This window comes from Pseudomonas sp. BN607, assembly GCF_029871175.1.
Classification (GTDB): Bacteria; Pseudomonadota; Gammaproteobacteria; order Pseudomonadales; family Pseudomonadaceae; genus Aquipseudomonas.
Genome location: NZ_SSOE01000036.1, coordinates 1 through 14,652, shown reverse-complemented (window position 1 = coordinate 14,652; position 14,652 = coordinate 1). Strand labels below are relative to the sequence as shown.

Sequence of the window (14,652 nt, the reverse complement as noted above, 5' to 3'; positions counted from 1 at the left end):
GGGCGAAGCCCGTGCCATGCACCGTGTTGGATGCTTCGCGGGACAAGCCCGCTCCCACAGGTATCCCGCAGGCTTGAGGCTGGTGCAGTACCAGGGGAAACAACTCTTCCTCAATTTCCAAAATCTAGCGCAATCACTGTGGGAGCGGGCTTGTCCCGCGAACACGGGCGCAGCCCGTGCCATGCACCGTGTTTGGGAAGTTTTCCTCGATCGCGCAGTGACCAATCCCCATACAGACACAAGCGGGTTCACCCGCGAAAGGGCCGGCACAGACCAAAATAAATCCCGCAGCAACCGCTAAATCCTACCCGCACTCAAGCGTTTTCAAAGCGATAACTGCCCATTCGCTTGCTTGCGAGGATTCACCCATGTCCACCGCTTCCAGCCTTGCCCAGGTCGCACCGGCCAGCGCGCCGCAGCCTCTGTACGAATTCACCGATTCACCCTTGCTGCAGCGCCAGCAGCAACAAGAGTCCAACGCCCGCAGCTACCCGCGGCGCATTCCGCTGGCACTCAAGCGCGCCCGTGGTATCCATGTCGAAGATGTCGAAGGCCGCCAGTTCATCGATTGCCTGGCCGGCGCTGGCACCTTGGCCCTGGGGCATAATCACCCGGCAGTGATCGAGGCAATCCAGCGCGTGCTGGCTGACGAACTGCCGCTGCATACACTCGACCTGACCACCCCGGTCAAGGACCGCTTCGTCCAGGACCTGTTCGGCATCCTGCCCGAGGCCCTGCGTCGCGAGGCCAAGGTGCAGTTCTGCGGCCCGACCGGTACCGACGCCGTGGAAGCGGCCCTCAAGCTGGTGCGGGGCGCAACAGGGCGCAGCACCGTACTGGCCTTCCAGGGGGCGTACCACGGCATGAGCCAAGGCGCCTTGAGCCTGATGGGCAGCCATGGCCCCAAGCAGCCGCTGGGTGCGCTGCTGAGCAACGGCGTGCAATTCATGCCGTACCCGTACGATTACCGATGCCCGTTCGGCCTGGGTGGTGAGGCCGGTGTGAAGGCCAACCTGCATTACCTGGAAAACCTGCTGCTCGACCCTGAAAGCGGTGTACCGCTGCCTGCCGCCGTGATCCTTGAAGTGGTACAGGGTGAGGGCGGGGTAATTCCGGCTGACATCGAATGGCTCAAAGGCGTGCGGCGCATTACCGAGCAGGCGGGCGTGGCGTTGATTGTCGACGAGATCCAGAGCGGCTTCGGCCGTACCGGGCGGATGTTCGCCTTCGAGCACGCCGGCATCGTGCCCGACGTGGTGACGTTGTCCAAGGCAATCGGCGGCAGCCTGCCGCTGGCGGTAGTGGTGTATCGCGACTGGCTGGACACCTGGAAGCCGGGCGCCCATGCCGGTACCTTCCGTGGCAACCAGATGGCCATGGCGGCGGGGTCGGCGGTGATCAACTACCTGGTCGAGCACCGCCTGCCGGAGCATGCCGAGGCCATGGGGCTGCGCTTGCGCCAGCACCTGTTGCAGTTGCAACGGGATTATCCGCAGTTGGGTGATGTTCGCGGGCGTGGCTTGATGCTTGGGGTGGAACTGGTGGACCCGCATGGCAAACGGGATGCCTTGGGTTACCCGCAGGCCAACCATGAGCTGGCGGCCAAGGTGCAGCGCGAGTGCCTCAAGCGCGGGTTGATCCTGGAGCTGGGGGGGCGGCATGGCGCGGTGGTGCGCTTCCTGCCGCCCTTGATCATCAGCGGCGAGCAGGTCGATGAGGTGGCGCAGCGCTTTGCCGAGGCGTTGATCGCGGCAGTCTGACCGGTTGCCGGGGCTGCTTTGCGGCCCCGGCTGTACCAACTCAACCCAGGGACCGCCCGGCCCGCCAATAGCCCATCAAGGTAAGGCACTCGCGCTGCAACCCACGCTCCTTGATCAGGTGCCGACGTATGGCCATCACGGTCGCCGACTCTCCCGCCACCCAGGCGTAAAATGCGCTGCCGGTGCTGCTGGCCTGTTCCCACAGTATGCGTTTCTCGATATCCACTTCCTTCAGGCGCATGCCTGGTGTGGCATGGCCTTGTGGCAGGCTGGCCAGTTCACTCACGGCATGCAGCAGACCCTGGCCGTGCGCGCAGCGCAGCACGTCCCTGGGCAACCAGTGCACGCGGGTGGCCGGGCTGTGTTGCAGGGCGATGCAGTCGGCATCCAGGGGGACTTCGATGAAGGCCTCTACGTTGAGCTCCGCCGCGTCGTTTGCCAGAGATTCGAGAATGCCGGCGATAGCCGGCAGTGCCGTTTCGTCGCCGGCCAACAACACGTTGCGCACCCCTGCGGGTGGCTTCCACTCATAACCGCCCAGCTGGCCTTCATGGGCCAGGTGCGGGGCCAGCATCTGCAAGCGGTCGCCCACCTGGGCGTGAGTCGCCCAGGTCGAAGCCGGCCCGTTGACGCCGTGCAGTACGAAATCCACGTCCACCTCATGCGCTTCGCGGCGCAGGGCGCGAATGGTGTAGGTACGCATCACCGGGCGTCGGGCCACGGGCAGCGCTTCCAGCGCACTTTTCCAGTGCTGGCTGTCGGGCAACCTGGGCAGTGAGCCATCCGGGCCGGGGAAGAACAGTTTCACCCGTTGGTCGGGCGCACGCGTGGTCATTTGGGCCACCTCGGGGGCTTTGAACACCATGCGCACGAAGGATGGGCTCAGTTCGATCCGCTGGTGCAGCACCAGGTCGAACAGGCGATAGGCACTGGCGGCCGGGCGGCTGCCCAGCAGGCGGCGCAGGCCTTGTTGCAGCGTTTGGGTCAGGCTGGACATGCGGGGCCTTTTGCAGGGGTGTTTCTTTGTGGACGAGCTGTTGGCCCCGCGAATTAGGTTGCCGTGATCGCCGGTTACCAGCCGCGGCCGGAATCTACCCAGAAGTTCACCGACAGCGACGTGGACACCGACTCTACCTGGTGGAACCAGCCCTCGGGCAGGAACAGCAAGTCGCCGGCCTGCAATACCACGCGCAAGAAGGGCACTTCACGGGCTTCGGGGAAGCGCTCGTAGTCGGGGGCATCGGGGTTGAAGTCGCAGCCGTCCAGCCCGCCCTTCGGGCTGGTTGACCAGGTGCCCAGTGCGGCACGATGGTGCGGTGCTGCCAGGATGAACGATTTTTGCCCCCAGACCTGGGCGAACAGGTTGTCGGTATCATCCCGGTGCAGGGGTGTAAGGGTGCCTTTGGGGCCGATCCAGATGCGCGGTGGAATGAAGCGCTGGCGATCGAAGTAGTCCGGGTAGCGGATCAGGGCCTGCAGCTTCTCCGGCACGATATTGTTACCCATGTAGGCGGGCGGCTCGCCGGGCTTGGCCGGCTTGTCGAGCGAAGCGATGAAGTCGGCCATGGAGGTGGCGCGAAAGTCGCGGTCGGTAGAGAAAGTCTTCTTCACGTAGTCACCATGCCGGGTGATGCCCTGCAGCTCGGCAAAGTGGGCCAGCGAGGCGTCACGGCCCATGGTGAACAGCGGCCAGTCGCCAAGGGCATCGCTCAGCACCACTGGCACGCCCGTTGAAAGGTGTTCATGGTGAAACCGTGACGGTGGCATTTCGGCCCGTGACAGGCGTTGTACCTCATGCAGCACGGGTTGGGCTGCCGAGACCTCCTCGCTGTAGCGTCCTGGTGTGGGGTAGCGCTGGTTCATCGCTGCCTTGCTGGCGGTCGTGCCCTGCCGCGCGCTGCTGATAACTTGCGGCAGCAGGGTCGCCAGGCCCATGTTGCCGGTTATTTTCAGGCGTCCGCTGGCGAACAGCTCCTCTACGTCGACAGCGCCCGCCATGATGCCGAGGAAGTCATCCTGGGCCACTTCGATCGTGACGTCCGGAGCCTCATGCCGGCCACCCCCCGTGCATGGGTTGTCGCGTACCTCGGACCAGTAGGCGAGCCCCTGGCCGAAGTCGAACTGGAACACGCCTTCGATACCGACGGCATGGGCATTGACGAACAGTTTTTCGAGTATGCGCTGAAAGTCCACGGTAAGCCTCGTCGGTTGTCGTTGTGCAGGTTTGGCATGGGATCGCGATGCCGGGCGCGGCCTGTCAGGCGCGCAGGCGCTGACGCAGCACGTCGACCAGTCGGTCTATTTCCGCTTCGGTATTCAACAGGCCCGGCGCAGTGCGCACCACTGGCCCGGCATCGCGCGAAACGGCGTCGACGACGATGCGTTGGCTCGTCAGGTACCTGGCCAGTTCGTCGGCGTCCTGGCCTTTGCCGCGGAAGAAGGTGAAACCCGCTGAATGAGTGCTGCTGCGCGGGGTCACGAGTTCGATGGCGGGCAGGCTTTCCAGCTGTTGTTTCAGGTATTCGTTGAGGGCGTGAATACGCGCCTGCACGGCTGCCTTACCGGTTTGCAGGTGCAATTCGAATGCCTTGCCCAAGGCCCATCGGTGCTCGAAGGCGTGGTAGCCGCCCGGGCTCATGGTGGTGGCGAAGTCTTCGTTTTCCGAGAAGGTGGCGATGCTCGGGTGCAGCTGCCCCAGCGCCGAGGATGCAGCGCAGATGATGCCGGTACCGCGCGGGCCGAACATCCACTTGTGGGTGCCGGAGATGAAATAGTCGCAGTTCAGGTCAGCGAAGCCCATGTCCTCGACACCGAAGCCGTGCACCCCGTCGATGACATACAGGATATGGTCGCGCTCATCCCGGTTCTGATTGATTTCGCGTACTAGCGCACCGATTTCGCCAACCGGCAGTTTGACCCCGCTGCCCGAATGTACCCAGGTCATGCCCAGCACACGCGTTTGCGGGGAGATGGCCGCACGCAAGGTGCCCAGCACCTGGTCGGTGCTCACCTGCCAGGGCTGCTCGAACAGGCGCAGCCTGCGTACCGGGTTGCCATCGCGGGCGCTGCGGTAGTTCATGGTCTGTCGGGCGGCGGAGTGCTCGTGCACCGTGGTCAGGATTTCCTGGCCGGGCGCCAGCTTGATGCCGCCATAGATCAAACCCAGGCCCTCGGTAGTGCTGCCTGTCAGGGCAATCTGGCGTGGCGCCACCTCCAGGTAGCGTGCCGCCCATTGGCGTACCTCAGCCTCGTGTTTCCACTCCGACTGGGCATCCCAGTCGACCATTCGCGCCGGGTGACGGTCGAAACGTGCACGCAGGGCCTCGATGGCTTCGCGCACCGGCTTTGGATGAGAGGTGATCAGGAAATTGGCGAAGTGCGCATAGTTGGGGTCGAGTTCGAACAGGCGACGAAAATCGGCCCAACGCTGGTTGCCGGCGCTCGGGATCGCCGTGGCCGCCTCGGCAACCGGTAGCAGCTGGCCGGCAAGCGGCAGGCTGGCGGCAAGGATGCCAGCCTGTTTCAGAAAGGTGCGGCGGTCGTTCATGAAGGTGCTCGATGGCTTAGCGCTGAGAGGGTTCGGTGCCGTGGGCGGCGCTCTGCACCTGTTCCCAGACGCGCAGGAAGTTGCCGCCCCACAGTTTGGCGATGTCGGCTTCGGAGTAGCCGCGGGTGATGAGTTCGGCGGTTACGTTGCGTGCCTCGCTGACGTCGTGCCAGCCGTCGATGCCGCCGCCTTCGTTGAAGTCCGAGCTGATGCCTACGTGGTCTATGCCGATCTTGCGCACGGCGTAGTCGATGGCATCACCGTAGTCCTTCAGCGTCGCCGGGGGCTCTTGATCGAGGATTGCGTAGAGCTCATTGGCGTACTGCCCGACTTTCTGCTCCGGCCAGCCGGCAATGACCGGGTCACCTGGCATCAGTGCGTAGTTCAGGTCTGCCAAGGGGGGCAGGGCGTAGCGTGCGCGCAAGGCATTGAGCTTTTCCTGGGTTTGCGCGCTGAGCGGCTTGAGGTAGCTGGAGAACGCGACCAGTTGCACGACACCGCCGCCGTCCTTGATCAGTTGCATTTCCTTGTCGGACAGGTTGCGGTTGATATCGACCATGGCCCGCGGTGCGGAGTGCGAGGCCACCACTGGTGTACGGCTGAGCTGGAGGACCTGGGTCAGTGCCTTGGTGGACATCTGCGAGACATCGATGATCACGCCCAGGTCATTGAGCCGTTGTACGGCGCGCTTGCCGATGGGGGACAGGCCATCGAGTGCATCGACGGTGTCGTTGAAGAATGGCAGGGGACGAGACGAGTCGGCCCAGCTGTTGTTGCCGACATAGCTGAAGCCGAACATGCGCACCCCGCGTGCCGCCCAGCGGTCGAGCTGGTCGATATCGTCCCCCAGCGCATACGCATTGAGCATGCTCAGAAACACCGCGAATTTGCCTTCGCCGTGCAAGCGCCGCATGTCCTGGGGGGTGTAGGCAACCGCAGCGCGTTCAGGGAAGTCGCGCACCATCGCGGTGATCGCGTTGTAGCGCACTTCCTGAGTATGGCGGGCGGCCTCGACGAAGCCTGGGGTGGGGCGATGCGGGCTGTTTGCGCCCGTCCAGGATTCGGGCCAGGCAAAGATGGTCAGCGCCGCGCCAGACAACCGCCCTTGGGCAGCCTTGGCCAGGTCGAAGCGGCCCGGCCCGTCCCTGTCGGCTTCGCTGCCTTCGTTGCCGAAGTCCAGCGGCAAGGTGACGTGGCTGTCGAACGAGATAATGCGTTCTTGCAAGTCGTTGGCTTGACGAACCACCTCCCGGGGGTAACCGCCAGGGGTCGCGAAATGGTACCAGGCAGCCAGACCGGCACCCGCGGCGACTGCCGCAGCCAGGCTGATGTACAGGGCTTTTTTCCAGCGTGGTGTCGTCATCTTGGTCTCAGTAGGTTCACCGTCGAGGGATGGCACAGGGGCCGCCGCTACCTGGGGTGAACGAGTCGACACGAAGGAAATTTAGCCGCCCCGGCCGCGGCGCTAAATTTCAGCGCAGGTACAACGTTCTAGCCTTGGACGGGCCGTGCTCCATGGCCGCAATGAAGGCACAGGTAGTGGCAATGACGATTTCTCGACGCGGGTTCATCGCCGCTGTGGCATTGACGGGCGTGGCGGTGCCCGGTGCGCTGTATGTGCAGCGCCAGCGGGATGCCGAGGCGTTTCCGGAAACGCCTGGCGAGGCTGTTGTCGAGTTGGCCGATACCCGCCTGCAGCAGCTGGGCGACATCCTGCGGGGTGTCTGGCGCTGGACTGCACAGGGCAAGGATGCCCAGCTGCAGGGCCTGCCCGACGGCGAGCTGGAGTTGTTTCTGGATGTCGCCAGCAATGGCCGGGGGCTGCGCGGCTACCTGGACACCGCCGAACGGCTGCGCAGTGAGCAGGAACCACGTTACCGGGTGATGGGTGACTTGCTGACGGACAAGCCCGGGACGTTGCGCTGGCGGCTGTTTTCAACCGAGCCCGGTGCAGGGCAGGCGCGCTATGAATGCCATGTCGTGATCGATGAGGTCTGGGGCGCCTTTGGCAATGCCGGGCCGGCAACGCTCAACGGCCGTGTCTCGGCCCTGGACCGCGCCCTGTCTCTGCCTGTGCTGGACAATGGCTTCCTGGCCTTGAAGCGCCCCTTCCCGGAGGCTCGCGAACGTACACCGCTGTCGCCGCAGTTGCTGGCTTGGCTCATTGCACCGGAGCACCGGCTGTTCCACCAGCTCTGGCACGCTTCACGGGACAAGTGGCACAAGCTGGAAGAAGACAAGCAGTCCGCCCTGCGTGGCTTGGGCTGGCAGCCCGGGCCGCGTGGCCAGGAGCGTGATGCACGTGGCCGACACAAGGATCGCAACGGCTCCGGAGAGGACTTCCTGTTCATGCACCGGCACATGCTTGGCAGTGCCAGGGCCCTGCAGGCACTGCCCTCGTGGGCCCGGTTCCCGCTGCCTCAGCCGGAACTCGAGCGTGACCGCATCGGGTTTGCGCGGTACTACGACAACCACGACGGCAACGCCCTGCCACCGACCTGGCTGGCCCATGACGACCCGGAATACACCCAGTGGGTACGCGCCATCAAGAGCCCGGACACTTTCCATGGCAACTTCCAGGTCTGGGAGTCGCGATACAGTGACCCGGATTACCTGGGCAAGCTGACCCTGGGGCAGTTCGGCTCAGAGCTGGAGCTGGGCCTGCATGACTGGTTGCACATGCGCTGGGCAGCGGTGCCGCGCGACCCGTCCAACGGTATGCCGGTGCCCGCCGCACGTACGCCGGGTGATTTTGCCGAGCGCTGGTTCGAGGCGCGCAACGACTTTCTCGGCGACCCGTTCTCGTCACATGTAAATCCGGTGTTCTGGCATTTCCATGGCTGGATCGACGACCGGATCGACGACTGGTTTCGCGCCCATGAGCGGATCCACCCGGGCGAGATCCGTCGCCTGCAGGTGAACGGCGTATCCTGGTTCGCCCCCGGGCGCTGGGTGGAGGTGGCGGACCCATGGCTTGGTCCCGATACCCATGGCTGCTCCACGGTGCCGGGCCTGCGGCCGGGTCGAAGTGTCGAGATGGACCCGGAAACCATGAAGCTGGCGTTGCGCATCATATACGGCAACGAAGACCTCTTTGCCCGCTTGCGACCGCGGGTGCCGCAGCGGCCTTGGTACGCCCGCAATCTGAAACTCGTGCAGGCGTCGGGCTGACGGTAAACGCAGTGCAAGCATGCGTTGCTGAGAATCATTATATTTTGTAAGATCGCGCGCTGATATCACTCAGTTCTGCATCGGCCCCAGCGTGGGGGTGCAGGACGATTCCAGGTGTGGTTGTGGAACGTTACTATCGTGAATTGGTGAGTTTCCTGTCCGCGCGCCTGGGTAACCGTCAGGCGGCGGAGGATGTTGCCCACGATGCCTACCTGCGGGTACTGGAGCGAACGGACAACGGGCAGATCGAGCATCCGCGCGCCTTCCTGTACCGCACCGCCCTGAACCTGCTGGTAGACCGCCATCGTCGCCATCTGGTGCGTCAGGCCGAGCCGCTGGAGGTTCTGGACAGTGACGAGTGCTGGCACGTGCCGCCGCTTGCGCAGGAGTTGCAGCTCGATCAGCGCCTGGCCCTGATGCAGCGGGCACTTGACGAACTGACCGGCCCCTGCCGCGAAAGCTTCCTGCTACGCAAGATCGAAGGCTTGTCCCATCTGCAGATCGCCGAGCGCCTGGGCATCTCGCGCAGCCTGGTGGAAAAGCACATCGTCAATGCCATGAAGCACTGCCGGGTGCGCATGCGGCAGTGGGAGTCCTGATTGCCTGGCTAAAGGCGAATGCAAATTCCGTCAGTCAATCACTTGATTTATGCGGCTTTTCCGACTTCTATCAAAGAAGACCGCTGCCTGCGTTACTCTGGCAGTCGCCGTCACTGGCGCAGTATGGTCATGGAGCGTGCCCATTACCCAGCTGCCCAGGTCCGCCCATGGCAAACAAGACCCTGCGCATTCTCATCGCCGATGAACACCCGTGCCAGCGCTTGCAGCTGGAGCGGTTGCTCAATGGCCTGGGCTATTACCGGATAGCCCCAGTGGACAGCTTCGAGGAGCTACAGCGCTTGGTGCTGTGCGCCTTACAGCCCTTCAACCTGTTGCTGGGCAATATCGAACTGGCCAGCCATGCTGGCGTCGACCTGGCGCGCTTCTGTCGCGTCAGCACCCAGATCCAGCACGCCCTGCTGTACCACTCCAGCCAGTTGAAAGTGCCTGCGGTGCCGCAAACCGAGCGCCAGGCCGTCAGCCTGAGCCTGCCGCAGGCGCCCGATAACGAGGCGCTGGAGACGTTCATGGCAATCATCGATGCCCCCCTGCTGGTGGGCAAGTTGCCGCTGCCGGGCAACGCGCCTGCCAATGCTGTCAGGCCCCGGCCACGGGCCAACTTCGCGCACACGGTGTTCAACCGCTAGCCAAGCCGCCAGCGGGCAATCGGGCAGCGATTTGTTATGCTCTTGCCCTTTGCCGATTTGCGGACCCTGCCATGACTGCCATCGATACCGCTCGCCCGCCCCGGTTCAGCCGCGGCGACCACAGGACCCTGGGCCTGGCGGCGCTGGGCGGCGCGCTGGAAATCTACGATTTCATCATTTTCGTGTTCTTTGCGCTGACCCTGAGCCAGCTGTTCTTTCCACCCGAAATGCCCGAGTGGCTGCGCCTGCTGCAAAGCTTCGGCATTTTCGTCACCGGTTACCTGGCGCGGCCGCTAGGCGGTATCCTGATGGCGCACTTCGCCGACCACCTGGGGCGCAAGCGGGTGTTCAACCTGAGCATCCTGATGATGGCCTTGCCATGCCTGCTGATCGGGGTGATGCCGACCTACGCCGACATTGGCTACGCGGCACCGCTGGTCCTGTTGGCCCTGCGTATCCTCCAGGGGGCTGCTGTAGGCGGGGAGGTGCCGAGCGCCTGGACCTTCGTCGCCGAGCATGCGCCAAACGGGCGACGCGGCTATGCCTTGGGGTTTCTGCAGGCGGGGCTGACCTTCGGCTACCTGCTGGGGGCGCTGACCGCGACCTTGCTGGCGCAACTGTTCACCCCGCAGGAAATCCTCGATTACGCCTGGCGCTACCCGTTCCTCCTGGGTGGGGTGTTTGGTGTGATGGGTGTGTGGCTGCGCCGCTGGCTCAGTGAAACACCGGTGTTTCTCGCCCTGCGCGCGCGCCAGGCGCAACCTGTGACGTTCCCGCTGCGACGCGTGCTGGGCGAGCACCGCCGGGCGCTGGTCCCCGCCGCGCTGCTGACCTGTGTGCTGACCTCGGCGGTGGTGGTGCTGGTGGTGATCACGCCGACGGTGATGCAGCAGCGTTTCGGCATGAGTGCCGGGTACACCTTCGCCCTGAGCAGCGTGGGCATCGTCTTCCTCAACATCGGCTGCGTGCTGGCCGGGCTGCTGGTCGACCGTGTGGGGGCCTGGCGCGCGCTGATGCTCTACAGCCTGTTGCTGCCGCTGGGTATCGGCGCGTTGTACGCCAGCCTGGTGGGGCAGTGGGGGATGACCTGGCTGGCGTATGCGCTGGCAGGGTTGAGCTGTGGCGTGGTGGGGGTGGTGCCCTCGGTCATGGTCGGGCTGTTCCCGGCCGAGATTCGGGTTTCGGGGATTTCCTTCACCTACAACGTGGCCTACGCACTGTGGGCCAGCACCACGCCGCTGGCGCTGATTGCGCTGATGCCGTGGAGCCCGTGGGTGTGTGTCGGGTTTTGTCTGATCATGGGTGCGGTGGGGCTGCTGACGGCCTTGTATTTCGGGCGTCGTGAGCCTTTGGTGTTTGCGGCGGAGCCGATGCCGGTCATGTGTGGCGACAAATGAGCCGGTAACGGATGCGGGGCGTTGAGGCAGACTTCCGGGCGGGGGTTATTGGAATAACCTATTAGCCAAATTTAACCTGGAAGGGAGATGACGCGCTCATCGTGTCTTTCAAGGAGTTGTGAACATGAGATGCCCAATTTGCGGAGGTGCCGAGCTCGCGCTAGACACTCAGGACATGCCCTACCGGTATAAGGGGGAATCGACCCTGATCCCTGATGTGACGGGCGATTACTGTTCTGTCTGTGGTGAGGCAGTGCTAAGTCATGACGAGGCTATGCGAGTCAGCGATCTGATGTCTGCCTTCAATCGCCAAGTCAATGCTCTAGACGTTGATCCCGATTTCATCGTTTCCGTACGCAAGAAATTTGATCTGGATCAGCGGGAGGCTGGGGAAATATTCGGTGGAGGAGTCAATGCTTTTTCACGTTATGAGAATGGCAAAACCAAACCGCCGGTGGCGCTGATCAAATTGTTCAAGTTGCTCGACCGTCACCCGGAGCTCTTTGAGGAAGTCAGGACTGCGTGAGGCGGTTGCCCGGCCTTGCTTGGGTTTCCAAATGACACTGTCTGTAGGCGCGGATAGCCAACAAAAAGCCCCCGGCCCATCAGGACCGGGGGCTTTTCGTTGCCACAAGGGCAGGGGCCTTACATGTTCGGGTAGTTTGGCCCGCCAGCGCCTTCAGGGGTGACCCAGGTAATGTTCTGGGCCGGGTCCTTGATGTCGCAAGTCTTGCAGTGCACGCAGTTCTGCGCGTTGATCTGGAAGCGCTTGTTGCCGTCTTCCTGAGTGACCACTTCGTATACACCTGCCGGGCAGTAGCGCTGGGCAGGCTCGTCGTACAAGGGCAGGTTGCTGGCGATCGGTACGCTTGGATCGGTCAGCTTCAGGTGGCAGGGCTGTTCTTCTTCGTGGTTGGTGCTGGAGAGGAATACCGAGCTCAGCTTGTCGAAGCTGAGCTTGCCGTCCGGTTTCGGGTAATCGATCTTCTGCGAATCGGCGGCCAGCTTCAGGCAAGCGTAATCCGGCTTGGTATCGTGCAGGGTGAACGGCAGTTTGCCACCGAACCAGTTCTGGTCGACATAGTTGAACGCCGCGCCCAGCAGCGGGCCGAACTTGTGCATGGCCGGGCCGAAGTTGCGGCTGGCGAACAGTTCTTCGTGCAGCCAGCTGGCCTTGAAGGCGCTGACATAGCTGTTCAACTGATCACCGCCTTCGCTACCGGCGATCAATGCGTCGGCCACTGCTTCGGCGGCAAGCATGCCGGACTTCATCGCGGTATGGCTGCCCTTGATCTTGGCCACGTTCATGGTGCCCAGGTCGCAACCGATCAGCGCGCCACCATTGAAGACCATTTTCGGCAGCGAGTTGATGCCGCCTTTGGCCAGGGCGCGGGCGCCGTAGCTGATGCGCTTGCCGCCTTCGAGGTACTGGCTGATCACCGGGTGGTGCTTGAGGCGCTGGAACTCGTCGAACGGCGACAGGTACGGGTTGGCGTAGGACAGGTCGACGATCAGGCCGACCACCACCTGGTTGTTTTCCAGGTGATAAAGGAACGAGCCACCGGTGTTGTCCTTGGCCATCACGTCCAGCGGCCAGCCGGCGGTGTGCACCACCAGGCCTTGCTCGTGCTTGGCCGGGTCGATTTCCCAGATTTCCTTCAAGCCGATGCCGTAGTGCTGGACGTCGGACTCGCTGTCGAGGTTGAAGCGCTTGATCAGCTGCTTGCCGATATGGCCACGGCAGCCTTCGGCGAACAGGGTGTACTTGGCACGCAGTTCCATGCCCGGGGTATACAGGCCGTCTTTCGGGTTGCCTTCGCGGTCAACACCGAGGTCGCCGGTGACGATGCCGCGAACCACGCCGTTGTCGTCGAACAGCGCTTCCTGGGCGGCGAAGCCCGGGTAGATTTCCACACCGAGGTTCTCGGCCTGCTGGGCCAGCCAGCGGCACAGGTTGCCCAGCGAGATGATGTAGTTGCCCTGGTTGTGCATGGTCTTGGGCACGAACAGGTCAGGCACCTTGGTCGCGCTGCTGGCATCCTTGAGCACGTAGATGTCGTCGCGCTTCACTTCGGTATTCAGCGGTGCGCCGAGCGCTTTCCAGTCGGGGAACAGCTCGTTCAGGGCGCGGGGCTCGAACACTGCGCCAGAGAGGATGTGGGCGCCGACTTCAGAGCCTTTTTCCACCACGCAGACGCTGATTTCGCTACCGGCTTCGGCGGCCTTCTGCTTCAGGCGGCAGGCGGCGGACAGGCCCGCCGGGCCGGCGCCGACGATGACCACGTCGAATTCCATGTATTCGCGTTCCACTGGTTCTCTCCTACTCATCAAGGCTCGTGCTGTTGCTTTGTCTTATGGGTGCTTGCGCGCAGTGGCTCATCACGGGAGCGAAACTGTAGCTGCGCAAATGACGGACTACACCGTTTTGTCTTGGCCGCGCATTATATCTACACCACTTGGCGGGTCCAATACAAACGTTTGTTTGAATTTGCCGCAGGCCAGTAAAATCACAGGAACGCGGCTGGAGGGTGACCGATTTGCCGTATTGACCGGATTGGGTGTTACGGTCAAGATACGAGCGGTTTTACGTTCGCCGTAGGCTTGCAGCCGGGCGCAGGTACACCTCTAAAGACCAGGTGTGGAGCAGGGTTTTGCGGGCTTAGGCCGGTTTGTAGTGGAGTTTACACGCCACGACAGAAAATGACCCGTGAGTATTTGTCGCAAGAGTCCGGACAAGACTGTTCGGTCACAGTGAAGATGCTGCTTCCCGGTACGTTTTTAGAGGTGCCCTTGTACCCACGCGCATCGCCGGGCATGGCCCCAGGCGACTATCTATTCACCGGAGAGTAACGAGGAATCCATGAAGGTTCTTGTAGCTGTCAAACGAGTGGTCGACTACAACGTCAAGGTTCGCGTCAAGGCGGACAACTCCGGCGTCGACCTTGCTAACGTCAAGATGTCCATGAACCCCTTCTGCGAAATCGCCGTGGAAGAAGCCGTACGCCTGAAGGAAAAAGGCGTTGCGACCGAGATCGTCGTCGTTTCCGTCGGCCCGACCACTGCCCAGGAGCAACTGCGTACCGCCCTGGCCCTGGGTGCCGACCGTGCCATCCTGGTCGAAGCCGCTGACGAACTGAACTCCCTGGCCGTGGCCAAGGCGCTGAAGGCCGTTGTCGACAAGGAGCAGCCGCAGCTGGTCATCCTCGGCAAGCAGGCCATCGACAGTGACAACAACCAGACCGGCCAGATGCTGGCCGCGCTCACCGGCTTCGCTCAGGGCACCTTCGCCTCCAAGGTTGAAGTGGCTGGCGACAAGCTGAATGTCACCCGTGAAATCGACGGCGGCCTGCAGACCGTTGCACTGAACCTGCCAGCCATCGTTACCACCGACTTGCGCCTGAACGAGCCACGCTACGCGTCGCTGCCGAACATCATGAAGGCCAAGAAGAAGCCGCTGGAGACCGTCAAGCCTGACGATCTGGGCGTTTCCCTCGCCTCCACCAACAAGACCTTGAAAGTCGAAGCCCCGGC

At 63.1% G+C, this 14,652-nt stretch carries 12 protein-coding genes; 7 read left to right on the top strand and 5 right to left on the bottom strand.

What is annotated here, in order from left to right; translation table 11 throughout:
• Nucleotides 1-368 precede the first annotated feature (368 nt).
• Nucleotides 369-1,760, top strand: a complete 1,392-nt coding sequence (locus E8E68_RS10190) for an aspartate aminotransferase family protein (RefSeq protein WP_266032649.1) — start codon at nt 369-371, stop codon at nt 1,758-1,760.
• Nucleotides 1,761-1,800: 40 nt separating this feature from the next.
• Here E8E68_RS10190 and E8E68_RS10185 read toward each other — a convergent pair whose 3' ends face one another.
• The 4 genes from E8E68_RS10185 to E8E68_RS10170 all read right to left on the bottom strand — a co-directional run bounded on the left by E8E68_RS10185 (nt 1,801) and on the right by E8E68_RS10170 (nt 6,670).
• A complete protein-coding gene (locus E8E68_RS10185; RefSeq protein WP_280341024.1) occupies nt 1,801-2,757 on the bottom strand; it encodes a siderophore-interacting protein in 957 nt (318 codons plus the stop codon).
• 74 nt (nt 2,758-2,831) lie between these two features.
• Complete coding sequence (locus E8E68_RS10180) at nt 2,832-3,953, bottom strand: cupin-like domain-containing protein (RefSeq protein ID WP_280341021.1); 1,122 nt, start codon at nt 3,951-3,953, stop codon at nt 2,832-2,834.
• A 64-nt stretch (nt 3,954-4,017) separates the two neighbouring features.
• Nucleotides 4,018-5,307 (bottom strand): aminotransferase class V-fold PLP-dependent enzyme, encoded by a 1,290-nt coding sequence (locus E8E68_RS10175; RefSeq protein ID WP_280341018.1) that lies wholly within the window; start codon nt 5,305-5,307, stop codon nt 4,018-4,020.
• A gap of 16 nt (nt 5,308-5,323) precedes the next feature.
• Nucleotides 5,324-6,670, bottom strand: coding sequence for a dipeptidase (locus E8E68_RS10170; RefSeq protein WP_280341015.1), 1,347 nt, complete (start codon nt 6,668-6,670; stop codon nt 5,324-5,326).
• Between the two features lie 182 nt (nt 6,671-6,852).
• Between E8E68_RS10170 and E8E68_RS10165 the strand changes: the two genes are divergently transcribed.
• From E8E68_RS10165 to E8E68_RS10145, 5 genes are all read left to right on the top strand, one after another.
• Complete coding sequence (locus E8E68_RS10165; protein ID WP_280341012.1) at nt 6,853-8,478, top strand: twin-arginine translocation signal domain-containing protein; 1,626 nt, start codon at nt 6,853-6,855, stop codon at nt 8,476-8,478.
• 122 nt (nt 8,479-8,600) lie between these two features.
• Nucleotides 8,601-9,077, top strand: coding sequence for a sigma-70 family RNA polymerase sigma factor (locus tag E8E68_RS10160; protein ID WP_280341009.1), 477 nt, complete (start codon nt 8,601-8,603; stop codon nt 9,075-9,077).
• 167 nt (nt 9,078-9,244) lie between these two features.
• On the top strand, nt 9,245-9,724 hold the full coding sequence (locus tag E8E68_RS10155; RefSeq protein ID WP_266032667.1) for a histidine kinase: 480 nt from the start codon (nt 9,245-9,247) through the stop codon (nt 9,722-9,724).
• Between the two features lie 71 nt (nt 9,725-9,795).
• Nucleotides 9,796-11,121 (top strand): MFS transporter, encoded by a 1,326-nt coding sequence (locus E8E68_RS10150; RefSeq protein ID WP_280341003.1) that lies wholly within the window; start codon nt 9,796-9,798, stop codon nt 11,119-11,121.
• Nucleotides 11,122-11,245: 124 nt separating this feature from the next.
• Nucleotides 11,246-11,647, top strand: a complete 402-nt coding sequence (locus E8E68_RS10145; RefSeq protein ID WP_019437852.1) for a type II toxin-antitoxin system MqsA family antitoxin — start codon at nt 11,246-11,248, stop codon at nt 11,645-11,647.
• A 119-nt stretch (nt 11,648-11,766) separates the two neighbouring features.
• Here E8E68_RS10145 and E8E68_RS10140 read toward each other — a convergent pair whose 3' ends face one another.
• Nucleotides 11,767-13,449: an electron transfer flavoprotein-ubiquinone oxidoreductase gene (locus E8E68_RS10140; RefSeq protein WP_280340996.1), complete on the bottom strand. Its 1,683-nt coding sequence runs from the start codon at nt 13,447-13,449 to the stop codon at nt 11,767-11,769.
• A 532-nt stretch (nt 13,450-13,981) separates the two neighbouring features.
• On the opposite strand from E8E68_RS10140, the gene E8E68_RS10135 reads away from it, so the two are divergent.
• A partial coding sequence (locus E8E68_RS10135) for an electron transfer flavoprotein subunit beta/FixA family protein (RefSeq protein WP_280340994.1) occupies nt 13,982-14,652 on the top strand: 671 nt, incomplete at its 3' end.